The 24,908-nt window shown below is 68.8% G+C and carries 30 protein-coding genes and 1 riboswitch; of the genes, 11 read left to right on the top strand and 19 right to left on the bottom strand.

What is annotated here, in order from left to right; translation table 11 throughout:
- Window positions 1–12 precede the first annotated feature (12 nt).
- The 5 genes from EV651_RS09570 to EV651_RS09550 form a co-directional block, all read right to left on the bottom strand.
- Window positions 13–384, bottom strand: coding sequence for a hypothetical protein (locus EV651_RS09570; protein WP_133784176.1), 372 nt, complete (start codon window positions 382–384; stop codon window positions 13–15).
- A complete protein-coding gene (locus EV651_RS09565) occupies window positions 381–1,490 on the bottom strand; it encodes an alpha/beta hydrolase (protein WP_133784174.1) in 1,110 nt (369 codons plus the stop codon). Before EV651_RS09565 ends, EV651_RS09570 begins: the two co-directional genes overlap by 4 nt.
- Before the next feature lie 63 nt (window positions 1,491–1,553).
- Window positions 1,554–2,102 (bottom strand): histidine phosphatase family protein, encoded by a 549-nt coding sequence (locus EV651_RS09560; protein ID WP_133784172.1) that lies wholly within the window; start codon window positions 2,100–2,102, stop codon window positions 1,554–1,556.
- Window positions 2,099–2,839 (bottom strand): CbtA family protein, encoded by a 741-nt coding sequence (locus tag EV651_RS09555; protein ID WP_133784170.1) that lies wholly within the window; start codon window positions 2,837–2,839, stop codon window positions 2,099–2,101. Before EV651_RS09555 ends, EV651_RS09560 begins: the two co-directional genes overlap by 4 nt.
- 5 nt (window positions 2,840–2,844) lie before the next feature.
- Entirely contained in the window at window positions 2,845–3,042 is a 198-nt protein-coding gene (locus EV651_RS09550) for a CbtB domain-containing protein (protein ID WP_133784168.1), read from the bottom strand.
- Between the two features lie 36 nt (window positions 3,043–3,078).
- A riboswitch (cobalamin riboswitch) is annotated at window positions 3,079–3,210 on the bottom strand.
- A gap of 273 nt (window positions 3,211–3,483) precedes the next feature.
- Between EV651_RS09550 and EV651_RS09545 the strand changes: the two genes are divergently transcribed.
- A complete protein-coding gene (locus EV651_RS09545; RefSeq protein ID WP_238156769.1) occupies window positions 3,484–4,068 on the top strand; it encodes a LysE family translocator in 585 nt (194 codons plus the stop codon).
- Here EV651_RS09545 and EV651_RS09540 read toward each other — a convergent pair.
- The 4 genes from EV651_RS09540 to EV651_RS09525 all read right to left on the bottom strand — a co-directional run bounded on the left by EV651_RS09540 (window position 4,058) and on the right by EV651_RS09525 (window position 8,581).
- Window positions 4,058–5,422 (bottom strand): MFS transporter, encoded by a 1,365-nt coding sequence (locus EV651_RS09540; protein WP_133784164.1) that lies wholly within the window; start codon window positions 5,420–5,422, stop codon window positions 4,058–4,060. The genes EV651_RS09545 and EV651_RS09540 overlap by 11 nt on opposite strands.
- Window positions 5,423–5,460: 38 nt before the next feature.
- Window positions 5,461–5,826 carry a DUF1304 domain-containing protein gene (locus EV651_RS09535; protein WP_133784162.1) on the bottom strand — a complete coding sequence of 122 codons (366 nt, stop codon included), beginning with the start codon at window positions 5,824–5,826 and terminating at the stop codon, window positions 5,461–5,463.
- Between the two features lie 95 nt (window positions 5,827–5,921).
- Entirely contained in the window at window positions 5,922–6,833 is a 912-nt protein-coding gene (locus EV651_RS09530; protein WP_133784159.1) for a phosphotriesterase, read from the bottom strand.
- A 68-nt stretch (window positions 6,834–6,901) separates the two neighbouring features.
- Window positions 6,902–8,581 carry a DEAD/DEAH box helicase gene (locus EV651_RS09525; protein WP_238156768.1) on the bottom strand — a complete coding sequence of 560 codons (1,680 nt, stop codon included), beginning with the start codon at window positions 8,579–8,581 and terminating at the stop codon, window positions 6,902–6,904.
- Between the two features lie 194 nt (window positions 8,582–8,775).
- On the opposite strand from EV651_RS09525, the gene EV651_RS09520 reads away from it, so the two are divergent.
- Window positions 8,776–9,285, top strand: coding sequence for a DinB family protein (locus tag EV651_RS09520; RefSeq protein ID WP_166658550.1), 510 nt, complete (start codon window positions 8,776–8,778; stop codon window positions 9,283–9,285).
- Here the strand turns inward: EV651_RS09520 and EV651_RS09515 are convergent, their stop codons facing one another.
- From EV651_RS09515 to EV651_RS09505, 3 genes are read right to left on the bottom strand one after another with little or no spacing between them, the layout of a single operon-like run.
- The gene (locus tag EV651_RS09515; protein WP_133784155.1) at window positions 9,286–9,954 is read right to left on the bottom strand and encodes a TetR family transcriptional regulator; all 669 of its coding nucleotides are present in this window, start codon (window positions 9,952–9,954) and stop codon (window positions 9,286–9,288) included.
- Window positions 9,926–10,327 carry a thiol-disulfide oxidoreductase DCC family protein gene (locus EV651_RS09510; RefSeq protein ID WP_238156767.1) on the bottom strand — a complete coding sequence of 134 codons (402 nt, stop codon included), beginning with the start codon at window positions 10,325–10,327 and terminating at the stop codon, window positions 9,926–9,928. The genes EV651_RS09515 and EV651_RS09510 overlap by 29 nt, the downstream gene beginning before the upstream one ends.
- A gap of 11 nt (window positions 10,328–10,338) precedes the next feature.
- Entirely contained in the window at window positions 10,339–10,773 is a 435-nt protein-coding gene (locus tag EV651_RS09505; protein WP_238156766.1) for a hypothetical protein, read from the bottom strand.
- Between the two features lie 117 nt (window positions 10,774–10,890).
- On the opposite strand from EV651_RS09505, the gene EV651_RS09500 reads away from it, so the two are divergent.
- The 3 genes from EV651_RS09500 (at window position 10,891) to EV651_RS09490 (ending at window position 13,872) form a co-directional block, all read left to right on the top strand.
- A complete protein-coding gene (locus EV651_RS09500; protein ID WP_133784152.1) occupies window positions 10,891–11,928 on the top strand; it encodes an amidohydrolase family protein in 1,038 nt (345 codons plus the stop codon).
- Window positions 11,925–12,284 (top strand): nuclear transport factor 2 family protein, encoded by a 360-nt coding sequence (locus EV651_RS09495; protein WP_133784150.1) that lies wholly within the window; start codon window positions 11,925–11,927, stop codon window positions 12,282–12,284. The genes EV651_RS09500 and EV651_RS09495 overlap by 4 nt, the downstream gene beginning before the upstream one ends.
- Window positions 12,285–12,429: 145 nt before the next feature.
- A complete protein-coding gene (locus EV651_RS09490; RefSeq protein WP_133784148.1) occupies window positions 12,430–13,872 on the top strand; it encodes an ankyrin repeat domain-containing protein in 1,443 nt (480 codons plus the stop codon).
- Here the strand turns inward: EV651_RS09490 and EV651_RS09485 are convergent.
- Window positions 13,838–14,941 carry a calcium:proton antiporter gene (locus tag EV651_RS09485; RefSeq protein WP_133784146.1) on the bottom strand — a complete coding sequence of 368 codons (1,104 nt, stop codon included), beginning with the start codon at window positions 14,939–14,941 and terminating at the stop codon, window positions 13,838–13,840. The genes EV651_RS09490 and EV651_RS09485 overlap by 35 nt on opposite strands.
- Before the next feature lie 65 nt (window positions 14,942–15,006).
- On the opposite strand from EV651_RS09485, the gene EV651_RS09480 reads away from it, so the two are divergent.
- Both EV651_RS09480 and EV651_RS09475 read left to right on the top strand, forming a co-directional pair.
- Complete coding sequence (locus EV651_RS09480) at window positions 15,007–15,513, top strand: GNAT family N-acetyltransferase (RefSeq protein ID WP_133784144.1); 507 nt, start codon at window positions 15,007–15,009, stop codon at window positions 15,511–15,513.
- Entirely contained in the window at window positions 15,510–16,349 is an 840-nt protein-coding gene (locus EV651_RS09475) for a hypothetical protein (protein ID WP_133784142.1), read from the top strand. The genes EV651_RS09480 and EV651_RS09475 overlap by 4 nt, the downstream gene beginning before the upstream one ends.
- On the opposite strand, the gene EV651_RS09470 is transcribed toward EV651_RS09475, so the two are convergent.
- Entirely contained in the window at window positions 16,333–17,229 is an 897-nt protein-coding gene (locus EV651_RS09470) for a LysR family transcriptional regulator ArgP (RefSeq protein ID WP_133784140.1), read from the bottom strand. The genes EV651_RS09475 and EV651_RS09470 overlap by 17 nt on opposite strands.
- Before the next feature lie 73 nt (window positions 17,230–17,302).
- On the opposite strand from EV651_RS09470, the gene EV651_RS09465 reads away from it, so the two are divergent.
- Together EV651_RS09465 and EV651_RS09460 are read left to right on the top strand one after the other, a co-directional pair.
- The gene (locus tag EV651_RS09465; RefSeq protein ID WP_133784138.1) at window positions 17,303–17,899 is read left to right on the top strand and encodes a LysE/ArgO family amino acid transporter; all 597 of its coding nucleotides are present in this window, start codon (window positions 17,303–17,305) and stop codon (window positions 17,897–17,899) included.
- A 339-nt stretch (window positions 17,900–18,238) separates the two neighbouring features.
- The gene (locus EV651_RS09460; RefSeq protein ID WP_370352421.1) at window positions 18,239–19,030 is read left to right on the top strand and encodes an MBL fold metallo-hydrolase; all 792 of its coding nucleotides are present in this window, start codon (window positions 18,239–18,241) and stop codon (window positions 19,028–19,030) included.
- Here the strand turns inward: EV651_RS09460 and EV651_RS09455 are convergent.
- Window positions 19,027–19,938 carry an SDR family oxidoreductase gene (locus EV651_RS09455; protein ID WP_133784133.1) on the bottom strand — a complete coding sequence of 304 codons (912 nt, stop codon included), beginning with the start codon at window positions 19,936–19,938 and terminating at the stop codon, window positions 19,027–19,029. The two genes, EV651_RS09460 and EV651_RS09455, sit on opposite strands and share 4 nt — an antisense overlap.
- A gap of 47 nt (window positions 19,939–19,985) precedes the next feature.
- On the opposite strand from EV651_RS09455, the gene EV651_RS09450 reads away from it, so the two are divergent.
- A complete protein-coding gene (locus EV651_RS09450; protein ID WP_133784131.1) occupies window positions 19,986–20,678 on the top strand; it encodes a TetR/AcrR family transcriptional regulator in 693 nt (230 codons plus the stop codon).
- On the opposite strand, the gene EV651_RS09445 is transcribed toward EV651_RS09450, so the two are convergent.
- Entirely contained in the window at window positions 20,600–21,529 is a 930-nt protein-coding gene (locus EV651_RS09445; RefSeq protein ID WP_133784129.1) for a DMT family transporter, read from the bottom strand. The two genes, EV651_RS09450 and EV651_RS09445, sit on opposite strands and share 79 nt — an antisense overlap.
- Window positions 21,530–21,564: 35 nt before the next feature.
- Window positions 21,565–22,767, bottom strand: coding sequence for an MFS transporter (locus EV651_RS09440; protein WP_202870235.1), 1,203 nt, complete (start codon window positions 22,765–22,767; stop codon window positions 21,565–21,567).
- A 103-nt stretch (window positions 22,768–22,870) separates the two neighbouring features.
- On the opposite strand from EV651_RS09440, the gene EV651_RS09435 reads away from it, so the two are divergent.
- The gene (locus EV651_RS09435; RefSeq protein WP_133784127.1) at window positions 22,871–23,746 is read left to right on the top strand and encodes a hypothetical protein; all 876 of its coding nucleotides are present in this window, start codon (window positions 22,871–22,873) and stop codon (window positions 23,744–23,746) included.
- Here the strand turns inward: EV651_RS09435 and EV651_RS09430 are convergent.
- Complete coding sequence (locus EV651_RS09430) at window positions 23,733–24,125, bottom strand: GNAT family N-acetyltransferase (protein ID WP_133784125.1); 393 nt, start codon at window positions 24,123–24,125, stop codon at window positions 23,733–23,735. The two genes, EV651_RS09435 and EV651_RS09430, sit on opposite strands and share 14 nt — an antisense overlap.
- The gene (locus EV651_RS09425; protein ID WP_133784123.1) at window positions 24,122–24,874 is read right to left on the bottom strand and encodes a phosphotransferase family protein; all 753 of its coding nucleotides are present in this window, start codon (window positions 24,872–24,874) and stop codon (window positions 24,122–24,124) included. Before EV651_RS09425 ends, EV651_RS09430 begins: the two co-directional genes overlap by 4 nt.
- Between the last annotated feature and the right edge of the window lie 34 nt (window positions 24,875–24,908).

The following is a 24,908-nucleotide window of genomic DNA, read 5'->3' as shown; positions in this document are numbered from 1 at the left end:
CGCGTTTCGGGGTCAAGAAACGACGGGAGTCTCCCCGGTGAACGTTATCCGCCAGTCCGCCGACCACGCGTGGACGGCGACCTCGAACCCGTCGCGGGCGGCTGCGACCCGATAATGACCGCTCTCCGGCGGTACGACGTCCGCGGTCCAGCCGCGGGCGCGCAACGCCGCGGCCGCAGCGTCGACGGCGGCCGCCGGGTCCGGGGACCGCGGGTCGCCCGTCTCGACGGTCACCCTGCAGACGGTGGCCGTCCCGCGCCCGTCGAACAGTACGCCGGGATTCACCGGCCCGGGGTCGTGCGTCACAACCGGCCGCTGATCAGGTACGACTGCTTCCGCCACCGCCAGCAACTCGCTCCGCAGGAACTCCCGATCGCCCGTCATCGCCGCCGCCCTTCCGAGCCCCGTCCCGCGCCGTTCGTCGTCCGCCCCGCCGCAGCCTGCCCGGCGGCGGCTCCGGCCGACTCCTTCGACGGTTTGGTGAGGGCCACAACTCCGTCGTACACCTTGGACGCCGCCCCGGCGGCAGCGTTCAGCGCGCCGCCCCACGACGTACCGAGGAAGAGCTCGGTCTCGGCGGATCGGCTGGTGTTCGTGGTCGTTACGGACGTCAGGTCGCCCCGGACCACCCGCCCGATGTTGCGCAGCGACTCACTGTTCGGCCGGTAGTACTCGTTGTGCCAGTGGACCGATACCGGGTCGTCGCCCGCCCGTGGATCGCTGGTCGCCATCCGGATCGCGTCCGGGAAGTTCGCCGGGTCCGGTCCGTGCCACTCGGTGTACGAGACGTAGTCTCCCGGGGCGCGCTCGGTGTACAGCCTGGTCGGCGGCTGGACGAAGTCGGCGGCCTCGTCGACGTACTTCGCGATCCCCGGCGAGCCCGTCATGACCAGCCGCTTCGGCCGGGCGCCCGCCATCACCGCCTGCGCGGCCACGTCGGTTCCGTACGAATGCGCGACCAGCGTGACCTCCGCATTCTCGGCCTTCAGTTCGTCGACCTCGTTCATGAACGCCGCGAGCCGTGGTCCGGCCTCGATCGCCGCGTCCTTGCTCGCGGCCTGCACCAGGCCCTGAGGTGAGTCGTAGTCGAGCCACACGACAACCGCCGTACCCGGTCCGGCCTCTTGCTTGATCAGATCACCGCGGTCCGACTGCCCGCGGAACGTGTCCAGACTGTTCCCCATCCCGGGGATCAGCACCGCGATGTTCTTCGCCGCCTGGAGATCACCGAGGACCTCGACCGCACGGCCCTGCCCCTCGGGATCGACCTCGAGGAACTGCCGCGGCCGTTGGACCTCGACAACGTTGCCTTTGGCGTCCACATCGGTGGCGGGGACAGGGGTGAGCAGCTCCTTGACGGTGTCCAGCCGCTTCCGCTGCTCGTCACTCGCCGTACCGGCGTCTTCGGCGGCCTGCAGCCGGTCCCGAGCCGCGACGAGCACGGCATGGTTGGCACGGAACCGTTCGGCAAGCTGGTCGGACTCAGTCATCGTGACTCCCCGTGACAGCCGGTCACCTGGGCGTGCAACCGGGCCAACCGCAGTTTGTCAGGCCTAGGGGGTGAAGGCCAGCGACCAGTTGCCGGAGTGGTACGAGAGGTTGACCGTGGCCAGGGGGCGTACGTCGACGTGCCGCAGCGACTCCGCAGGCGCGTCGACGACGTACAGGACGATCGCGCGGACGATCGCCGGATGGACGACCGCCAGCGTGGAACCGTGCTCCCGCGCCGCGAGATCACCCAACCAATCGGCAACCCGAGCGAGCACGTCGTTCTCGGTCTCGCCGCCGGGCGTGGCGGTGTGCGGCCGCTCGAGCCACGCCGGGGTTCGCGCTGGCTCGGACGCGAGTAGCTCCTCCAGTTCGCGTCCTGCCCACTCGCCGTACTCACGATCCCGCAGCGCCGGCTCCACCACCGGGTCGTGCCCGAGTACGGCGGCGGTGCGTACGGCGGCCCGCTCAGGCCCGGCGTACACGGCATCGGCAGACAGTTTCAGCTCGCGCGCAGCCTCGAGACTCGCCGGATCGGGCTCGGCGTCACCACCGAGTACGAGTCCGCGCAACGTGGGTGTCAGGGCGTGCGCGAGCACTGTAAGAGCCGTCAAGCGGCAGCCACCTTCGATCGGATCGGCCGGCGGTCCACCGCGACCGCGTACCCGAACCCGAGCAGGAGCCACAGCGTCGCCTGCGTACCGAGCGAGGCGAACCGGAACTGCCACAGCAGCGTAGCGGGGAACGTCTCCGGAACCTCGTTGATCCGCGGCAGAATCAGGTACGCCGCCACCACGGTGACGACCAGCCCGACGACACCGCCCGCGAGCCGGGCAACCTCGCCGTACCGCGCTGCCCACCGGGAGAGGGCGACACCGGCCCAGACCGCGAGCAGACCGATCACCAGGGTCAGGAGATAGGTGACCGTACGGCGGGTGATCGTGTCCGGATCACCGACCGCGGGCGGATTCGGCGGGTACTTGAGGAACGGGACCAGCACGATGCCGACGAACCCCGCCGCGGCGAGTCCGAGCGCGGCGTACGCGTCGTTCCCGGTCCGGAGCTTGCGGCGGAGCAGTGTGAACGCGACGGCGAACAGTCCGCCGAGCGCAACGCCGTACAGGCTGGTGGCGAGGAACAGGCCCGCCCGCTGGCCGTCGCGGCTGACGAGCGGGTCCTCGTGGTGGTCTTCTTCATGAGCGTGAGTGTGCGCGTGACTGTCGGCCTCTTCGATCGCGATCGCCGCGTCGACGCGCGACTCGCCCACTGCGTAGGCGAACGTTCCGGCCAGCAGGCCGGCGAAGAGTCCGACGATCAGTCCGCGCACCAGGAGCGATCCGAAGGTGCGCATCGTCGCTAGTGACAGGGAACGCCGAGAAGGTGGCGACCGTCGTGCATCAACTCGTGCAGGTACATCCCGGACCGGGACACCGCACCCTGGTCGAACCCGACCAGATAAGCGAGCAGGAGCATCACGCCGACGCTGAGCAGCGCGACGGCGAGAAGCTTGGAAGAAAGCGCCGGTACGGCGACCGACTGGGCAGGAGCTGCCATCTGAACTGAACCTCCTGGGGAAGTGCGCGTCCCCTTAGAAAGGCTGCGAGTGCCCGAGCGTCCTGACTTACGAGCCGAAACTCGATCACAGTGGCGCGGCCGCGCCGGCTTCTCACCGGCTTCCCTCATGGCACCGCAGGTTGACCCTCGAACCGTAGGTGCCACCCCACCCCCCGGTCAACGCACCACGGCGCGCCGGTGACCTATCCCACCCAGCGGGAGGTAGATGCGGGCGTGCCCGCGCGCCGGGGGCGCTGAACAGGATATTGCCTGTGCACCGCCCCGCGTTCCTATGCACACCCCCTGTTGGTGGGCGGGGCGGCGGACCTGCTGGTCGGCGGATTACCCCTGGCAGCGCGACGGCGTCGCATCTACTCTGGGGGGATGCCGTCCGCTCATCATCTGGTTGCGTTTGCGATTACTGCGTTCATCATCATCGTTGTGCCAGGGCCCAGTGTGCTGTTCATTGTCGGGCGGGCGCTGGCGGTGGGGCGGCGGGAAGCTGTGCTGACGATGGTGGGGAACACGCTCGGGGCCGCGATTCTGCTCGGGGCGGTGTCGCTCGGGCTCGGGACGTTGATCGCGGCGAGTGCGATCGCGTTGACCGTGGTGAAGCTTGTCGGGGCGGCGTACCTGATCTATCTCGGGGTGCAGGCGTTTCGCTCGCGGAAGTCGCTGGTCGAGGCGATGCGCGGTACGGCGAAGCCGAGCACTACCCGGCGGACCATCCGTCAGGGGTTCCTGGTGGGGGTGACGAACGCGAAGACGGCGGTGTTCTTCGCCGCTGTGCTCCCGCAGTTCGTCGACAAGGGGGCCGGCGCGCCGGCCTGGGCGCAGATCTTGGTGCTCGGAATGATCTTCATCTTGATCGCGCTCTGCTCGGACAGCGTGTGGGCGTTTGTGGCCGGCACGGCGCGCGAGTGGTTCGCTCGCTCACCGCGCCGACTCGAGCTGGTCGGCGGCACCGGCGGCCTGATGATCATCGGCCTCGGCGCGAGCATTGCGGTCACCGGCTCTAAGGAGTAGCGGTACGGCGGCCTGCTGGCACGCCGAGGAGTGCGAGCAGGGCCGGCAGGCCGAAGGCGACCAAGTACGCCAGTACGGCGGAATGCGGTTCCATTGCGGCGAACAGTGATCCGCCGATCGCGAGGATCGTTGCGGTCGACAACGAGTCGCTGAGCTGCAGGGCGGAGCTGTTGGCGCCTTGTTCGTCGCGTTCGGAGTACTCCAGGACCAGCACCGACAGGGTCGGGAACACGGTCCCCATGCCCAGACCGGTCAGGCTCCAGCCGAGGATGCCCACCAGCACCGGCACGTCCGGGTTGAGCGTCAGCGCTGCCGTGACGATGCCTACGAGGATCGCGAGCATGCCGGCCTGCAGGAAGACCGCATGCGTGAACGGCTGGTTCGGCCGGCCGCGGTACCACGACGCGGCGGACCAGCTCAGCGCGCTGACCGTCAGCACGAGACCGGCGAGCGCCGGCGACAGGCCGCGTTGCCGGGTGAGCATCAACGGCAGGAACACCTCGGCGCCGAACCCGGACGCCGCCACCAACCCGCGCAGTGCGACCACCGACGGCAACCCGCGCCCGAATGCGAACGTCCCGGACGGCAACAGCCGCGGCCCGAACGCGATCACCCCGGCCAGACCGATCACGAGCAGCACGATCTGTACGACGCCACGCTGCTGCCCGCCGTAGTGCAGCAGCCCGACCCCAACCGCGGCCGCGACTGCCCACAGCGCCCGCTTGTCCCACAGCTTCCCCGGACGTACGTCGTACACGCTCCCGCGGGCCAGACCGGGACGCATCACCAGCGCGGCCGGGATCGCGATCGCCGGTACGGCGAGGAACACGAGCCGCCAACTGGAGTGCTCGACGATCAGGCCGGCGATCGCGGGACCGACGAGGGACGGTACGACCCAGCCGGTCGCGAACGCGGCGAAGATCCGGGGCCTGAGGCGGGCCGGGTACAGCTGGCCCACGACGACGTACAGCGCGACCGTGAGCAGGCCGGAGCCGAAGCCTTGGATGATGCGGCCCGCGACGAGGATCTCCATCGACGGCGCCAGGCCCGCGATCAACAGCCCGGCCAGGAACCACGCCGTACCGTGCCAGAGCGGACGGGTCGGGCCCTTCAGGTCGCTCCAGGTGCCGGAGACCACCATCGCGACCACACCGGAGGCGAGCGGGCCGCCGAACGCGAGCGCGTACAGGTTGAGGCCGTCGAGTGCCTGCGCAACGGTCGGCATCGCGGTCGCGACGGCCAGGGACTCGAACGCGACCAGGGTGATCAGCGCGACCATCCCGACGGTCAGTGCGCGGTACTGCGGTGAAAGGACGCCGCCTGTCTCAACAGTTGGCTCGGCAACGGTGGTCATGACGACGACCATCGTTGCTCAAGCGCACTTCAAGTCAACTAGAGAATCGCCGCGAGAACGAGCGCGAGGATCGGCGGCACCGCCTGGGTGGCGGCGGCACGGAGCATGCGACGGTCGGAGGCGAGGAGCACGATGCCCGCGCCGGCCATGCATGCGCACGCGAAGAGCGCGATCGCGTGGCCCTTGTCGCCGCCCCAGATCAGCCCGCCGAGCGCACCGATCGCCAGGAACAGGTTGTAGAAGCCCTGGTTGAACGCCCACGGCCGAGCGGTCTCGACCTCGGTGTCCTTCACCAGGAACCGCCGGTAGGTACTCGGCTTCCGGAACAGCACGCTCTCCATGGCGAACACGACCACATGGAACACACCCGCGACACCCACGAAGATCTGCGCGATCAGACTCATCCACGTCCTCGCTTCGCTGCGGGCGCGGCTGAGGCACGAGACGCCCTGTGCTGGATGATGAATTCGCTTCGCTCATTCATGCGGGGAAGGTACCGCTACGCGCGCCAATCCGTGGCGAAGGCGCGCGCCGGGTTGTTCCGGAACACGGCGTCGGCGACGTCCGCACCGAAGTACCGCGTGATCCGCGGCTTGAGGTGCGTCAGGAGGTACGGCATCCCCGGCCCCTCGCCGGTCGCGGCTCGAGCGCGAGCCGTCGTGGTGTCGCCGCCGAGCAGCAGACGGTCCGCGAACCCCGCGTCGATCAGCGCCGCGAGGCAGTCGGTCAGCCGTGGGTCGGTCGCGTTGTTGGCCCGCGACGGCCCGTCGAACGCCAGCCACGCACCCCGCTGCGCCAGCTCGAGATGGACCCGATGGTCGGGAAACCGGTTGAGATGCCCGAGGATCACAGCGGCCGGGTGTACGCCGAGTTCGTCGACGAGCAGATCGAGTACGGCGTCTGCGGCGGAACCGAGCTCGTGGTGGACGGCGATCGGCGCGTTGGTCGCGTGATGGGCCTCGGCCGCTGCCCGCATCACGAGCTCGGCATGTCCGTCGAGGACGTGGAACCCGCCGGCCACCTTGATCAGCCCGGCGCGGACCGAAGTGTCGCCGATGCCGGTCGTCAGCTCGCGGACGAAGATCTCGGCCAGCTGATCCTGCACCTTGTCGACGTACCCGTCCGGGTAGTGCTCGCGCCGGTGCAGGCCGGTCGCGGCGACGATCGAAACGCCTGTGCTGGTGGAGATTCCGGGCAGGAGACCGGCCCGCCGGTTCAGTCCGTGCGGAGTCCATTGCACGATCGCCTGGCCGCCCGCGTCCGCAAACGCCCGTACCTCGGCAACCGCTGCCGCCTCGTCGTCCAGCTCCTGCCCAGGCAGCGCAGCCGAGCGGAAGAACAAGTGGTCGTGCGAGTCGGTCACGCCAAGCGCTTCCGGCACGAGGTCGTTCAGGACCGTACGGATCCGCATCAGAGCCTCTCTGTCAGGTCACGGCACCAGCACTGGAACCGTAACCCGACAGAGGTGCCTTGAATGTGTCAGCGTCCTCGGCGGGAGCTGCCGGCGCGCGAGCCTGCGGAGAACGCAGCGGCTCCGGCGGGACGAGCGGCCGATCCCGGAGTGCTCGTGCTGTAGCTCTTTGGGCCGCCCGAGTTGGCGCGGGACTTGGAACGACCGGAGCTCCGCGAGCCACCGGCAGCACGAGTCGCCTGGCCGGAACCCGTCTGGCTTGACCGCTTGCCAGTCGCCTGCTGAGCGGGGCCCGAAGCGCGCCGGCGGCGACTACCTCGACCCGATCCGCTACCGCTCGCGCCCGACACGCGGTCTTGCTGGACCGGCCTGGCCGTCGGCTCGACGAAGGTTCGTTCGCCCGGAGCCAGCTCGGCGAGCAGCGGGTGGTCAGCGTTGAGCTTGGTGACCGTCGGAGCGATGCCGGCCTTGCGGGTCAGGTCGCGGACGTCGCGAACCTGGTCGTCGGTCATCAGGGTGACAACCGTGCCCTCGGCGCCGGCGCGGGCGGTGCGGCCCGAGCGGTGCAGGTACGCCTTGTGCTCGATCGGCGGATCAGCGTGGATCACCAGCGTCACGTTGTCGACGTGGATGCCACGCGCCGCGATGTCGGTGGCGACCAGCGTCTTCGCCGTACCGTCGGAGAAGGCCTCCAGGTTGCGCGTGCGGGCGCCCTGCGACAGGTTGCCGTGCAGCTCGACCGCCGGGACGCCCTGGGCGATCAGCTTCTTGGTGAGCGACTTGGCGCCGTACTTCGTCCTGGTGAACACCAGCGAGCGACCCGGCGCGGCGGTCAGGTCGACGAGGACGGGGAGCCGGGTGTCGGGCTGGACGTGCAGGACGTGGTGCGTCATCTGGGAGACCGGCGAACGGGCCGAGTCGACGCTGTGCGTGACCGGGTCGGTCATGAAGCGCCGTACGAGAACGTCGACGCCGGCGTCCAGCGTGGCGGAGAACAGCAGCCGCTGCGCCGTGGCGGGCGTTGCTTCGAGAATCCGGCGTACGGCGGGCAGGAACCCGAGGTCGGCCATGTGGTCGGCCTCGTCGAGCACGGTGATCTCGACCGCGCCGAGCTTCGCGTGACCGGCCTGGACGTGGTCCTCGAGCCGGCCGGGGCAGGCGACGACGATGTCGGTGCCCTTGCGCAGGCCGGTGATCTGCGGGCCGTGACCGACACCGCCGAAGATCGTCATCGAGCGCAGGCCGAGCGCGTCGGCGAGCGGCGTGATCGAGGCCTGGATCTGGGTCGCGAGCTCACGGGTCGGAGCGAGGATCAGCGCGCGCGGGTGGTTCGGCCGGCGCTGGCTGCTGCTCGATGCGAGCCGCGCGAGAACCGGAAGCACGAACGCGTAGGTCTTGCCCGATCCGGTCCGTCCGCGGCCGAGGACATCCTTGCCGGCCAGCGAATCCGGCAACGTGGCCGCCTGGATCGGGAACGGGTTCGACACGCCGGCGGCGGCCAGCGTGGCCACCAGCCGATCGGGTACGCCGAGCTCCGCGAAGCTGCGGTTGTCGGGGGCAACCGTTTCGGCCACCTCGTCATCGTTGCTGATGACAACTTCGAGCTGCGGCTCGGTGCCAGGCGACTGCGGGTTGCGTGCGGCACCGGAACGGCGCCGGCGCCGCGGCCGTGACTGCCCGGCGGACTTGCCGGACTGGGGAGCGGACTGGTTGGACGTGGTTGTAGACGTGAGGCGGCTAGCCGCCATAGTGGTACTCCAAAAATTCGGGGGGTCGTCCTGCCCGGCGCGGCCCTCGGGCCGCGGCGCGTGGTGGTCGACTGCTGGCGCACAGTAGTTGCGCTCACCGGCCCGAGGCAGAACTGGGCGGGCCGTCGGAAACAGTCTACGGCACGACGGGGCCGTTTCTCACGGGACGCTCGTCACACGGGTAGGTTCTGCCCGTGACGGAACAGTTTCGGGCCGACCCTCCGACGGTCGCCGACGAGCGGGTACTACTGCAGGGATTCCTCGACTACCACCGCGGAACGCTGCTGTGGAAACTCTCAGGACTCACGGGCGAGCAGCTCGTCCAGCGCGCCGTGGAGCCGTCCAGTATGTCGTTGATCGGACTCGTGCGGCACCTGAGCGAGGTCGAGAAGTACTGGTTCCATCGCGCGCTGGCGGGCCATGACTCGCCGCCGAAGCACTGGTCCGCCGAGCACCCGGACGGTGACTTCGACCTCGCCGATCCCGCCGCGGCCGAGCAGGACCTCGCCGAGTTCCGCGAGATCGTCAAGACCTCGGACACCCTGGCCGCGAAGTACGCGTTGGACGACACATTCCTCCGCCCCGGCTACGAAGCGCCGTACTCGCTCCGCTACCTCTACATCCACATGATCGAGGAGTACGCCCGCCACAACGGCCACGCCGACCTACTCCGCGAACGCATCGACGGCGCGACCGGCGAATAACTACGGCTTGATCGAGTTGATCAGGCCGACGATGTCGTTGGTGACGCCTCGGACGCCCGGGATGCGGGTCAGGCGGAGCAGGCGGTCCACCAGCGGGACGGCCCGGTCGATCAGGGCACGGCTTCGGCGGACGTCCTCGGACTGGTCGTGGACCCAGAACAGGACCACGCCCATCTGCAGGAGCCAGAGCAGTTCGGGCAGTTCGGCCTTGAGATCGGCGGCCAGCTTCAGGTCCGAACCATCGACGACCCGCCGGAAGACCTCGACACTCGCGTCTCGCGCCGGGCGGGATTCCTCGCTGAACGGCGACAACGGGCTCCGCGGATCGGCCGCCGTCTTGAAGAACGTGCCGGCGAACTCGTGGTACGGCGCGGACACGTCCAGCCAGGTCCGCAGTACGCCGGCCAACCGGGGCACGAACGCCTTCTCGGTCGCGAGAATCGGCTCGACCGCCTCGCGGTGCTGATCCTGCAGCAGGTCGTAGTACGCCTGCATGAGGTGGTCCTTGGAACCGTAGTAGTAGTACGCGTTCCCCACCGACACACCCGCCTCGTTGGCGATCGCGCGCATCGTGGTCTTCCCGTACCCCTGCTCCCGGAACAACCGCAACGCCGTCGACAGGATCAGCTCACGCGTCTGCTCACCCTTCGCGGTCGCACTGTCCGTCACACCCGTCAGCGTAATCACCTCCACTCAACCACCGCAGCCCCGCGGCCGCCTGAACCATCGCCCGCGCCACCGGCCGCATCGCCGGGCTCGCCAGTCGTACGGCGGTGTGCCGGTGCTCCACCGTGGCCCACAGACACACGATCCAGGCGCGATCGCCGACGTACACGGACCCGTCGTCAGCGACCACGGTCACGTCGCGCAGCGTCGCGTCATGATCCAGCGCGGGGTAGCGCGTCCGCGCATCCGTCGAACCCGCCGCGACGAACCGCAGACGCACCACCCCGCCGTACCCGTCCGGCGCCGGATGCTGTGCCGCCAGCCAGTCCTTGAAGCGGCGGCACATTCCGCAATTGGCGTCGTACAGAACTGTCAACTGACGCATCTTCAGTAGCCGTACCGCGCGGCCTGCTCGGTCATCGTGAGCGGCTGGATGTTGTCGTTCGGCGGCACCGGCGGCCGGGTCATGCTGTCGAGCCGGCTGCGGGTGCGGATCTTGTTGAAGATCCACACGTTCGTCAGGTGCACGACTCCGAGCACCAGCATGACGATCCCGAGCTTCACGCTGAGCTGCTCGAACACCCCGCTCGCGTCCACCACCGCGCTCCCGCTGCGCAGGAACAGCGTCACGAACCCGAGGTTGATCAGGTAGAACCCGACCACCAGCAACCGGTTCACCGCGTCGGCGAACTCGGCGTTGCCGTGGAACACGTCGACCAGGAAGATCCGCCCGTTCCGGCTCAGCGTCCGCGCCACCCAGATCGTCAGCGGCACGGCGATCAGCAGGTAGACCAGGTACGTCGTGACTGTCATGTCCATCATGATCCCCACTTCTTGAACACGTTCAATTCTTTTGGTCCCGACCGTACGCCGCTCTTTTGAACATGTTCAAGTAAGAGGTGGCGTGATCTGGATCTCCCCTGGGCGAGAATTGCCCTCATGACGACCTGGGTCTTCGAAGGAACCGTTCTTCCGTCCGGCGAAACCGCCCGCCTGTCCTTCGGCCAGGACTCGTCGAGCGAGCAGCTTCCCGGGCGGTACGCCGTACCGGGTCTGGTCGACTCGCACTGCCATCTGACGCTGGCGGCCGGCCCGAACGGACCCATCCCGCGCGGCGCGGACTTCGCCGCCGAGCGCCTCGCGGAGCTCGCCGACGCCGGAGTGAGCGCGGTCCGCGACGTCGGCGGCAACCGCGAGGTCACCCTCGAACTCGCCCGGACCGCGGACCCCGGCCGTCCGCTCGTCCTCGCGGCCGGCCGGTTCCTCGCCCCGAACGGCCGGTACTTCCCGGACGCGTACGAGCCGGTCGCCCCGGAGGACCTGCTCACCGCGGTCGAGGCCGAGATCGCCGACGGCGCCACCTGGCTGAAACTGGTCGGCGACTTCCCCGAGGTCGGCCCGGACGGACCGATCCGCGGCAGCAAGGTCAGCCCGTCGTACGACATCGAGGTGGTCGCGGCGATGGTCGAGCTGGCTCACGCGCGCAACGTCCGCGTCGCGGCGCACGTCAACACCGACCATGTCAGCGAGCTGATCCGGGTCGGCATCGACTCGGTCGAGCACGGTACGGCGCTCACCGAGCAGGACCTGCAGGCGCTCGGAGCGAGGGGCGGTGCGTGGACGCCGACACTGTGCGCCTCGGTCAGCCCGAGCCCGGACGAGACCCCGGAGAGCAAGGCCAGGCGCGAAGAACGGTCGGCCTACCTCGCGTCGGTCCTCCCGCTCGCCGAGCGGTACGGCGTCCGCGTGCTGACCGGATCCGACGTGGTCGGCACCGTCGCCGCCGAGATCGACCAGCTCGTCCGGCACGGGCTGACCGTGGAGCAGGCGATCACCGCGGCCTCGACCGGCGCGCAGGACTTTCTGGGGCTGAGCGGTGCCGGCAACCTCGTCACGTACGAAGCGGATCCGCGCGAGCATCCCGGCGTACTGGCGACTCCGGCGGCAGTCGTCCTCAACTATCGGCGGATCTCGTGAAGGAGAAGGACCTCGACCGTTGGGTCGACAGATATCGGAGGGCGTGGGAGAGCAACGATCCCAAGGAGATCGCGGCGCTCTGGACCGAGGACGCCGCGTGGTACCGGCGGCCGGACGAACCGCCGGTGACCGGCCGCGACGCGATCGTGGCGGCTTGGCTCGAGATTGCGGATGCACCCGGCGAGACGACGTTCGAGTACGAGGTGCTCGGGTTCGGCGACGGTGTCGCGTTCGTCCGCGGCTGGACGACGTACCTGACCAATCCGCCGGGCGAGTTCAGCAACCTCTGGGTGATCCGGCTGGAGAAGGATCGCGCCTACGAGTTCATCGAATGGTGGATGGAGAAGCCGCGTTGAGCTAATCTGCCGGTAGGCGCTTCAGGGTGCCACCGGTCCGCGGGAAGGGCTCAGCCCACCTGGACGATCGCTGTGGTGTGGCACCAGTTCACCTCCTTTCTCGCCTGACGATGCGGACAGCAGGCTCGTAGAGAGGAGGTCGGCGATGCCGACCCGAAATCTTCCGAACGACCCGCATCTCGATCACCTGCGCGGTCAGGCCAAGACCCTGCTCAAAGGCGTCCGCGCCGGTGAGAGCGCAGCGCTCGCACTGGCCGCGGAGTTCCATCCGGTGAAGACACTGGCGGACGCACAGCTGGTGATCGCGCGCAGCTACGGATTCCCCAGCTGGCCGCGGATCGTGCGGCATCTCGAGCTCGTGGACCGCTACAGCCGCTCACCCCACCGGCAGTCCGTCGGCGGTCCGCTCGATACTCCCGAACAACGCGCCGACGAGTTCCTACGGCTCGCGACCTTGCACTACGGACAGGACGATCCAGCTCGCCAACAGTCCGCGCGCGAGCTCCTGGAGCGTTACCCGGAGATTGCCCAGAGCAACATCTACACCCAGGTGGTGGCCGGCGACCTGAACGGCGTACGGGCGAACCTCGCGCAGGCGAGCATCGAAGGCGGACCGTACCGCTGGGGACCGCTCCTTTACCTCACGTACAACCGCCTCGACGCACCGAACCAGCTCGAGATCGCCCGCCTCCTGCTCGAGAACGGCGCCGATCCGAACGCCGGCTACCTATGGCAGGGCATGCCGTCACCGTTCACCGCCCTCACCGGTGTCTTCGGCCGCGGCGAAGGCGATCAGCCACCGCACGCGCACCGCGTCGAGCTCGCACGACTCCTCCTCGACGCCGGCGCCGACCCGAACGACAGCCAGACGATGTACAACTGCGGTCCCGGCTGTCCCCCGCCGTACGACGACGTGCATCTGGAACTCCTGCTGGAGTACGGATTGGGCCGCGGCGACGGCGGCCCGTGGCACGAACGGATGACGACCGCACACCCGACCCCGCAGCAACTGCTCGAGGACGAACTGGTCTTCGCGTCCTGGGCAGGCCTGCTGCACAGGGCCGAGCTGGTACTTGCCCAAGGCACCGATCCGGAGGGCGTCGGGACCAGGCACCCGGTGTTCGGCGGCCATCGCCCGTACGAACTGGCCGCCGTACAAGGGCACATCGAGATCGCAGAACTGCTCCGCGCTCGAGGTGCCGCGCCGCTGGACGAGATCCATGAGGTGTACGCCGCGGCGATGCGCGGCGAGACGCCCTACGTCGACGCCGACCTGGCCGCACGGGCGGTTGCCCGCACCCCGCATCTGCCCGTGCGCGCCGCCGAGGTCGGACGGGCGGAGGCGATGGATCCGTTGCAGCGGCTCGGGTACGACCTGAGCGGGGTCTCGGGCGGTGCGGCGCCGATCCACCGGGCCGCGCTCAACGGTCATCTGGAGACGGTCAAGAAACTGATCGAGCTGGGCGCCGACCCGGACGTACGCGACCCCAACTACAACGGGAACGCGCTCGGCTGGGCCGAGCACAATCACCAGCAAGCGGTGATCGACTACCTCAAGGGCTTACCGCAAGGAACAGGAACGCACTGAACACCGCGAGGTGAACGGCGCCCTGTAGCAACGTCGCCCGGCCCGTGGAGAGCGTGAACATGCCGGTCACGACGGTCAGTGCGAACAGCACCAGTTCCTTGCCGCCGAGCCCGAGGATGAGAGGTCCGTCGAGCCAGATGGAGGCGACCGCGATCGCGGGGATGGTCAGGCCGATGCTGGCGAGCGCTGAGCCGAGCGCCAGGTTGACGCTGGTCTGGAGACGGTTCCGCAGTGCCGCGCGTACTGCGGCAACCGTCTCCGGCAGCAGCACGAGCAGCGCGATCACGACGCCGACGACAGCCAGTGGCGCACCGGCCGACTCCACCGCGGACTCGAGCTTCGGTGACACGGTCTTCGCGAGCCCGACCACCGAGATCAGGCACACGAACAGCAGCCCGAGGCTCAGCAACGCGGTCTTCCCGCTCGGCGCGGCCGCGTGATGGTCCTCGTCCTCGTCGACGTCACCGTCCGGGGCGACCGGCAGGAAGTAGTCCCGGTGCCGGATCGTCTGGATGAACACGAACACGCCGTACATCACCAGCGACGTCACCCCCGCGAACGCCAGCTGCGCCGAGCTGAACCGCGGCCCCTCCGCGCTCGTGGTGAACGTGGGCAGCACCAAGCTCAACGTGACCAGCGCGGTCGTCACCGAGAGTGCGGAGTACGACGCCTGCACCCGGAACTCCTGCACGCGGTGCCGCAGCGACCCGACGACGAGCGCCATCCCGAGGATCCCGTTGCAGGTGATCATCACCGCGGCGAACACGGTGTCGCGGGCCAGCGACGCGGCCTTGTCGCCGCCCGACGCCATCAGCGTGACGATCAAAGCGACCTCGATGATCGTCACCGCGAGGGCGAGGATCAGCGTGCCGAACGGCTCACCGACACGGTGCGCGACGACCTCCGCGTGGTGCACGGCGGCGATCACGGCGGCGCCGAGACCGAGACAGACCAGAACCAGCAGGACCGCGCCCAGGTCGCGGTGCCAGGTCCCGAGCAGGACGACGAAGGCGAGCGGCGGCACGGCCAAGGTCCAGCGCGGCAGCCCTTGGATCACGGAGTTTGTCATCCTCAAACAGCCTATCGGGAATCCCCCTTGGCAACCGGCGCATCTCGGGTGATGCTTCTCGCAAGATGACTGTTGAAATCAGGAACGCAACCGCTGACGACTGGCCGGCCATCTGGCCGTTCTTCCACGAAATCGTCACCGCCCGCGAGACGTACACCTACGACCCCGACCTCACCGAGGAGCAGGCCCGCGAGCTCTGGATGTCTCCGTCCAGCTCGCCGCTCGCGCGGACCACCGTCGCGGTCGATGCCGACGGCACCGTTCTCGGCAGCGCGAACATGTACCCGAACCGTCCCGGTCCCGGAGCGCACGTGGCCAGCGCGAGCTTCATGGTCGACCGGAAGGCCCGCGGCCGGGGCGTCGGCCGCCTGCTCTGCGAGGACATGATCGCGTGGGCCGGCGGATCGGGGTTCCGCTCGATCCAGTTCAACGCGGTCGTCGAGACCAACGAACCCGCCGTACGTCTGTGGCAGTCCCTCGGCTTCCGCATCGCCGGCACCGTCCCGGAAGCCTTCGACCACCCGACGCGCGGGTACGTCGGCCTGCACGTGATGTACCGCCCGCTCCCATGAATCGCGCGCGGCGGATGTGGAAGGCCCTGGAGCCCTACCACGCGATCACGTACTTCTCCCCCGAGACGCGGAAGGCGACCGACGCGCTCGGTCTGAAGGGCGGGTGGATGAGCTACTTCGGCTGCCGCGCCGCGCCTCTCGGCCCGGTCGGTCCGGAGATCGTGGCCGCGGTGTTCTACAACTTCCACCCGGCGATGGTCGCGCGATCACTTCCGGACGCGTGGAGCTACGCCACCCCGGCCCGGCTCCTCGAGGCGCGCCTGACGGCTGTGGACAACGCCGTACGCCGGTTGTTCCCGGACTCTGATTTCGGGCGGGCGGCCGAGCTGGGGCGGCGTGCGGCGGAGCTCGCACCGGTTGCGGGGCGACCGATCGCGGCGGCCAACGCGGCATTGGAGTGGCCGGACGAGCCGCATCTGGTGCTCTGGCACGCGACCACGATTCTGCGGGAGTCGCGGGGTGACGGGCATGTCGCGGCGCTCGTCGCTGCCGGCCTCACGCCGTGCCAGGCCCTGGTGACGCTTTCCGCGGCGGGCGGACCGTCGAAGGAGATCTTCCAGCTCAACCGCCGGTGGAGCGATGAGGAATGGTCGGCGGCCTCGGACGACCTGCGAAGTCGTGGCCTGCTGGACGCCGACGGAAGCCTCACCGAGAGCGGGCGCGCATTGCGGCAGCAGGTGGAGGACACCACAGACTCGTTGGCTGACCAGGGCTGGCGGGCGTTGGGCGACGAGCTGACCACCGAGTTGCACGACCTCGTTCGTCCCCTGAGCGCCGTACTGATGTCCAACGGCCTGATCCCGTCCGACAACCCGATGGCTATGCGCTGGGACTGACCCGAAGGCCGGCCTCAGCGGCACGCAGCACCGCGGCCGTGAGTGCGTCGAGGACGTCAGACTCGAGCTTCCAGTGCTGCCAGTACAGCGGTACGTCGATGTACTTGCCCGGAGCAACTTCCACGAGACGGCCCGCGGCGAGCTCGGGTCCGGCGACCTGGTCCTCGATCATCCCCCAGCCGAGCCCGATCCGGACCGCTTCGTGGAACGGCGCCGACGCCGGGATGGCGTGCGACGGCGGATCCAGCTTCCGCCGGGTCACCTTGCGGACCAGCCGGTGCTGCAGCACGTCCTTCTCGTTGAACACCACCATCGGGGCCTCGGCGAGCGCCTCCGGCAGCGGCTTGCCGGCCAGCCAGCGTTCGGCGTACTCCGGGGTGGCCAGCGGCAGGTACCGCATCTTCCCGAGCCGTACGACGCGGCAGCCCTGGACCGGTCGTGGGTCAGCGGTCACCGCCGCCAGGACCGTGCCGTTGCGGAGGTACTCCGCCGAGTGTTCCTCATCCTCCTGATGGACCAGGAACCGGGCCTGATGCGTCCGGGAGAGATCGAGCATCGCGGGCAGGAACCAGTTGTTGAGCGAGTCCGCGTTCACCGCGATCGGGATCCGCTGCGCGTCGACAGTGCCGCGGACGGCGGCGATCGCCTCCAGTTCGAGTAGCGAGACCTGGCGGGCGAGCCGGAGCAGGGCGGCTCCCGCCGCGGTCGCTCGCGCCGGCTTGCCGCGCATCACCACGACCTGACCGAGCCGGCTCTCCAACGCCTTGATCCGTTGGCTGACTGCGGAAGGCGTGACGCGCAGCCGCCGGGCAGCGGCGTCGAAGCTGCCTTCGTCGAGGACCACCACGAACGTCTCGAGCTGCACGGAGTCGAACTGCATGATGAAGCAATCCTAATGGTGCATCAGAATCTTTAGCTGGTTTGAAGCAGACCGGCTGCCTACGGTCGAAGACATGCCCCTTCTCGCCGGTTTCGCCACGGCACTGTCGCTGATCGTGGCGATCGGCGCCCAGAATGTGTTCGTCCTCCGCCAAGGTCTGCGGCGCGAGCACGTCCTCCCGGTGGTCCTGACCTGCGCACTGTCCGACGCACTCCTGATCTCCAGCGGCATCCTCGGCCTCGGCGCACTCCTCACCCGCAGCCAACTGGCCCTCGAAATCGCCAGGTTCGGCGGCGCCGCCTTCCTCTACACGTACGCGTTCCTCGCCGCGAAACGCGCCTTCAACCCCGGCACGATGACAGCCGCCGACCACGCCCCGGCCGCCCTGCGCAGCGTCGTACTGGCCTGCTTGGGCTTCACCTACCTCAACCCCCACGTCTACCTCGACACCGTCGTACTCCTGGGCTCGCTGGCAAACCAACGAGGCACCGACGGCCGCTGGCTCTACGGCCTGGGAGCCGTCACCGCCAGCTTCACCTGGTTCTTCTCCCTGGGCTTCTTCTCCCGCAAACTAGCCACCCTCTTCGCCCGCCCAAGAGCCTGGCAATTCCTCGACACATCCATAGCCCTCCTAATGACCACCCTCGCCACCTGGATGCTGCTGGCCTGATGCCGCCAGCCCCAGCTCGCGTTCGGTATCCGTGGTCGGCCGATCGCGTTCGACCCCGAACGCACGCTTCCCGGAACATTTTCGCCGCCGGCTGCCACTTTTGTTCCGCAAACCACCACCCACGGAACGGGTCACAACCGCCGGACAACCCCGCGGCTCTCGGACCCACCCCGCAGGTCCCGATAGGCTTTGAGCAGCAAGACCAGCCCCTCTGCCTCCGGGCACGGGCTGGTCGTCGTTCCGGGGGAATTCACTTGCTTGCTACACCGAGCTGCGCCGGGCAACCAGACTCGTCGGCGATGGGCCTTCTTTTCGGATGGGGTGTTGGCCGTGGACGTGATGGTGTTGTGTGATGCGGTGGCGGTGTTTCCGGAGGCGGTTTCGGAGGCGTTTCCTGGGTGGGGGGATGAGGCGGCGGCGTGGACTCGGCGGGTGATGGCGGGGAATGTTCGGGGGGACGGGTGGTTGCTGCACTTTCATAGTTATTTGGTGGTGTCCGAGTCGGGTGTGGTGTTGGTGGATGCGGGGGTTGGGCCGGCTGGCGGGGAGGCGGCTGAGTGGTTGGGGGTTGCGGGGCGGTTGCCTCAATTGATGGGGCAGGTGGGGGTCGAGGCGGCGGATGTGGATGCGGTCGTGTTGACGCACGTGCATCTGGATCATGTGGGGTGGGCGTCCGACGGAGTGCGGGCTGGGTTTCCTCGGGCGGAGTACGTCGTACAGCGGGATGAGCTGGAGCATGTGCGCGGTGGGTCGACGTACTCGAAGCGGATTCGGCCGATCGAGGACGCGGGGCAGTTGCGGGTGGTCGACGGGGAGGTCGCGCTGCGCGGGATGCGATTGGTGCCTACGCCGGGGCACACACCTGGGCATCAGTCGGTGGTGACTGAGCGGGCGATCCTCGGTGGTGATGTGCTGGTGCATCCGGCGCAGGCGCGGTGGCCGGAGCTGACGTACGTGTACGAGCGCGACCCCGCCGTCGCCGTCACCTCACGCCGCGACCTCCTCGCGCTGGCCGCCGCAACCGGCGTCCCTGTCGCAGCCGCGCACCCACACGCCCCGCTGTCGGCCGACGCCTCGCCCGTGGCGGTTCCGGCCGGCGGGGACGGGGTGTGTGCGCCGTACCGGCTTTAGCGGTAGCCGGTGGTGTCGGCGGGTTTGCCGGCGTTTTCGACCTCGACGATGTAGCGCCAGGCGTCGGGGCGGGAGCCGTCGAGGTCGGTGAAGTCGTAGACCTCGGCCAGTTCGCCGCTCGACGTGGACTTGCCGTTCCAGCGTCGTACGTCGGGGTCCGCCGCGAGCGCCGCCACCGCGCGGCCGACGTACGACGGGCTTTCGGAGATCGCGAAGTGCGGGATCCGTTCGGTCGCGTCCCGCCAGTTGTCCTCGCGGACACCGAAGCCTTCGAGCATCGCCTCGGACCGCAACCACCCGGGCGTGAGTAGTACGGCGGTCGCGTCGTACTTGTCCAACTCGTGCGCCAACGCGAACGCGATTCGCCCGACCGCGCCCTTCGCGACGTCGTAGAAGAACGAGACGCGGTAGTTGTCGGCGTTGAACTCGTTCGTGCCGTCGGTCATCTCGATCACCAGCCCACCGGGTGACTTGATCAGCAACGGCAACGCGTAGTGGCTCGTGATCACGTGCGTGTTCACGCCCAACTGCAGCAGCCGCAGACCGCTCTCAAGATCGCTCTCCCACACCGTCTTGTCCCACTCGGGCTCACCGTGCTGACCCCAAATGTCGTTCACCAGGATGTGCAGCGCGCCCTGCTCGCGCTCGATCCGTTCGACCAGCGCACGGACCTGTTCCGGATCCAGATGATCAACAGGTACGGCGATGCCGTGGCCGCCGGCCTTGTCGACCAGCTCCGCGGTCTCCTCGATCGTCTCCGGCCGATTCATCTCGGACCGCCGGTCCCGCGTGCTGCGACCGGTCACGTACACGGTCGCGCCCGCCGCGCCGAGCTCGACCGCGATTCCGCGTCCGGCTGCCCGGGTCGCACCGGCGACCAGCGCCACCTTCCCCGCCAACGGCTGCATGCCGTCCTCCTTATCCATACGTTGTACGATTATGTACCATACGTCGTATGGTTAATGACGGCAAGCGCTCCGGGCGGCCCCGTGCCGGGGAGGAGCGGCTGAGCCGGGACGCGATCCTGACCGCCGCGCTCGGGATCGTCGACGACGAGGGCATCGACGCGCTGACCATGCGAAGGCTCGCGGCAACACTGAAGGTCAACCCGATGTCGCTGTACCACCACCTGCCGAACAAGGCCGCCGTCCTCGCCGGACTCGCGGAGCTCGTGTTCGCCGGCCTGGAGCTCCCCGACCCGGGCGACTCCGTTCCGTGGGACGAGCAGCTCAAGCAGGCGGCCCGCGCCTACCGCGACGGTCTCCGCCAGCACCCGAACCTCGCGCTGCAGGTCCTGTCGGACACGTCCGCGGTGTCGGACGTGGTCGTTGTCACGATGGAGCCGTTCTACCGGGCCCTCGACCGCGCCGGCCTCGGCCCGCGCGAGATCTTCGAGGCCGCGAACACCCTGATCGACTTCATCCACGGCTTCAGCCTCGGCGAGGCGTCGGTGCGCGCGGAGACGTTCGAACTCGCCCCTGACCTGCTCACCCGGGTCCGCGCACTACCCGCCCACAAGGCTCCGACCCTGACCCGCATCGTCAACGCCCTCGGCGCGGACGGCCTCGCCTACGACTTCGACAGCGGCTTCGAGTCCGGGCTGTCCACGCTGACCACGGGCATCGCGGCGACGGCTCGCCGCCGATAGCGCGAGATCGCGACCCCACCGAGACACAGCACGCCGCCGGCGTAAGCGAGCGGCACGGGGCTCTCACCAAGCAGCAGCCACCCGAGGAAGATCGTGATCGGCGGGACGAGGTACGTCGTGGCACCCATCCGGCCCGCCGTCGTCCGAGCCAACGCGTAAGCCCACGTAGTGAACGCGATCGCGGTCGGAAACGCGCCGAGAAACACCACCCACCAGACGGTGGCCGGACGCGCATCGGCCGCCTCACGCAGCAGCGTCGGCCCGAACGGCAAGCAGGCGACGGCACCGATCACGCACGACAACCAGGTCACCTCCAGCGCGGGCAGGTGAGCGAGCAACGGCTTCTGCGACACGACACCGATCGCGTACGCCGCCGCGGCCACCAGGCACAACATCACGCCCCAGGCGTCCGCGCCACCGTGCGACGAGGAGAGAGCGATCACCACCACGCCGGCGAACGCGACGACGCTGCCGATCACCAACTGGCGCGGGAACCCCTCGCCCAGCAAGATCCCGGCCAGCAAGGCGATCAGCAACGGTCCGATGTTGACGAGCATCGCCGTTGTCCCGGCGTCGAGGTGTCGCTCGGCCCCGTTCAGGGCCACGTTGTACACCCCGAACCACAGCAGTCCGCACGCCAGCAACAGTTTCCAGTCCGCCCGGGCCGGCCGGCGCCGCGGCCGGGTGAACACGAAGATCCCCAGCAGCACACTGCCGACCAGGAGCCGCCCGAGCGTCAGCGCACCGGCCGAGATGTCCTGACCGACATGGCGGATCGCGACGAACGCCGACGCCCACAGCACCACCGTCACCGCGGCCGCGCCGCCGGCGAGCACGCCCTGTTTCCTCATACCTTGAGAACGCCTTCGCTACTCATGATGTGAGGCTAGGTGTCCGACGCTTCGGTATTCACCGAACTTCGCGGTGACGGTAGTGCGAAGGGTACGACGAAGGCCGTCAGCAGCACCGGGATCGTCAACGCTGCCACGAGGATCGACATCGTGAACCACACCGATCCGAGCGCGAACCCGCCGTACACCGCGATCGCGGACACCTCGGCGAACAGCCCGGACACCGATGTCACGGTCGCCCGCGCCGGGCCTGTGATCGCATCTTGCAGGCGTGACTCGGACACCACGATCACCAGCTGCATGAGTCCGTACCCGAACGCGATCGGCAGGAAGCCCCAGGCCGACCGGCTCAGCGATCCGGTCGCGATCAGCACCGCGGTCGCCCCGAGTGCCGCCGCGAAGATTGCTGCAGGCAACTTGTATGCCGGTCCCGCGAGCGCACTGCCGATCGCCTGCGCCGCAACCGTTCCCGCGATCAGCAACGGGATCACGCTTGTCGCCGCACCGGTCTCCCGGGCGAGCAACGGGAAGTACTCGTCGAACGCGAGAAAGCCGCCGAGCAACGCGACCAACGCCACGGACCGGCGGACCAGCCGACTCGTCAGTACCTCCGCCACGCCGGACCTCAGCATGTGGAGATAGTTGCCGAACGCCGCCCGTGCACCCGGCTCGTCCGACTCCCGGGCGTCCTCGACGGGTCGCGCCTCAGGCAACGACCACGCGACGCCTGCCTGCAGAACACAGCTCAGCACGCTGACCACACCGGCCAACGTGTATCCACCGAGGTTGAACAGCGGAGTTGCGAGCGCGGTCGCGGCCAGGTTCATCACGAACGACGCGGAGCGCGCGCGACCGAGGAGCGTCGGGTAGTGCTCGGTGCGATCCCGTGCCGCGAGTTCGTCGTACACGAACGCCTCGTAGGTCCCGGACATCAGCGCCGACGAGGTCCCCCACAGGACGAAGCCCAGCGCGAATCCGGCGTACGACGGGAGCGTGATCCAGGCGGCGTACCCGAGGCCGCTGAGCAGCGCGCCGAGGATCAGCAGCTTGCGCCGTGAGTACGCGTCCGCCCAGGCGCCGGACGGCACCTCGAGAACGAACCCGGTCGCCGACCAGATGACGAACAGCGTCGAGATCTGGGCAGCCGACAGCCCGTGATCGGCGAACAGCAACTGGTACAGCGGGTAGAGCGGGATGAAGTCCTGCAACGCCTCGAAGGCGACGATGCGGACCGACAACCCTCGGTCAGAGGGTCAGGGGTGCGGGCGCGGAAGTGTCATGTGACGACGATACGGCATAAATCAGGAGCGGATCAGGGGAATTTTCGGACAGAGTAGAGCGATGGGAGACGTCAGCGAACGATTCTGGGCAAAGCTGCCGGACGGCAGCCGCGAGGCCCTCGTGGACGGGTTGAGCCAGTCGGAGTTGCAGTCCGTCCTGCTGGACGTGACGCGTCGGCGCGCGGCCAAGGTGACGCCGGCGCGGCTCCTGCAGCGCTGGCAGCAGGACCGGTTCGTGCGCCCGTCGACCATCGATCCGCGGGAGCTGGTGCAGACGCAGCAACGCTTGTGGGGGCTGCTCCCGGAGAAGTTCGACGGCGTGCAGCTGTCTCCGGTCACGCCGCTGGGCACGTGTTCGGCGATCGCGACGATCAACCAGCACCAGGTGGTCGGCACGATCCGCGGCACCGAGGTCGCCAGCGATCCGACCAACGAGCTGGCGATCGAGGCCGCCGTACGACGTCGCGCCGGGCAGGAGCGCGTACACCTGGCAGCCTGTCAGCGGGTGGTGCGGGCGCAGCCGTTCGACGGTCCGGGGATGTCCGCGCACTTCGAGCTGTTCGTGCTCGTCTCGAGCGCGCGGGACACCGGGTCGTGCCGGACGGAGGCGGAGTTGCTGATCGACCACCTGAGCTTCTGGCACGCCGTACTCGGCGACAAGGCCGAGCTCACGTTCACCGCCTTCACCGAGTCGGCGCTGCGCGACCGGATCGAGGACACGGTCCGCCCCGCGCTCGGTGTCGCATTCGCCGAGGACACCGAGCGGACCAAGAGCGCGGGCTACTACGCCGGCACCGCGCTCGGCATCGACCGTGCTGGCGAGGGGCTGGGCGACGGCGGCTTCACCACGTGGACCGCTGACCTGCTCGGCGACGCCAAGGAACGCTGTCTGACGTCCTGCATCTCGACCGAGCGACTGACCGTCATCGGAGCTTGAGCAGGCCCGCGTCTGTCGGACGGAAACCGCACGCATCCTCGTAGAAGGCTTTGAGGTGCGGCTCGTAATCGACGTGCAGCCACTCGCACCCAGCCTTGCGGGCCTCCTCGGCCGCAGTCAGCACGAGTTGCTTGCCGATGCCCTGCCGCCCGTGATCCGGATGTACGGCGGTGTCCAGTACGAACGCGTGGGCGCCGCCGTCCCAACACACCTGCACGAACCCGACCAGTCGATCGTTGCTAAAGGCCCCCACCCAGGTCAGCGCCCACCGCGCCAACCGCTCCGCCCACGCCTGCACCTCCAGCTCCCCCTCGAACGCAGCAGCATGCAACGTCGACAACTCCAGATCATCCACCGGAAAACGTACGACGTACCTCACAGCATCACCACCGCAGCTTCGAGACGAGCGTTCCACTCTGCACCCCCACCATCGGGCAGATCCGACATGCTCAGATACCCCTGCACCATCACCGACCGCAGCACCACGTCCAGCCCGTCGACGTCGCCGTACGCCGTCAACGCTTCCGGCCACCGCGCCGGTTCGACGGACGACACCAGGAACCACGCGAGATCCAGTACGCCGGGCGCCGCCGACACGTCTTCCCAGTCAAGCAACGCCACTTGCCCGTCGGGACTGGTCCGCATGTTCTGCGCCGACGCGTCGCCGTGGACCAACGTCAGTTCCCCTGCCCGCGCCACGTCCGCCTCGGCCTGCAGCACTCGCCCGACCAAGTGCTCGCCGTACGCACGCACTGGTTGTGACAGATCGGACCGCGCCGCCAAGGTCGGCCACGTGCGGTCGTAGAGCTCGGCGACCAATACGTCGCCGGCACCGGGCGCTCGAAGCCATGGCCACTCGCTGTGCGCTCGTCCCCGCCAGCGGTCGTGGAGTTCGCGGAGCGCCCGTGCTCCGGCGGCCGGCTCGGCGCCCGGCGTCCAGTCGGACAGGTCCTCCAGGACCAGTAGTGTTCCGTCCGCGCCGGACTCCGCCTGGTAGCAATCCGGCACGCGGATGCCTACGACAGGCGCGATCTCGCGGTAGAAGCGGACCTCGGACTCGAACATTTGCAGGGCAGCGGGGATCGAGCCCGGTGCGGCAGGCGCACGGCGCTTCACATGGTTCGGCACCAGGTCAGGCTAGGGACATCGGCCGCCTGACGTG

Origin of the sequence: Kribbella sp. VKM Ac-2571 (genome assembly GCF_004362255.1) — a bacterium.
Classification (GTDB): Bacteria; Actinomycetota; Actinomycetes; order Propionibacteriales; family Kribbellaceae; genus Kribbella; species Kribbella pratensis.
Note: the sequence above shows the minus strand (reverse complement) of the source record. Positions and strands in the feature narration are given on the sequence as shown.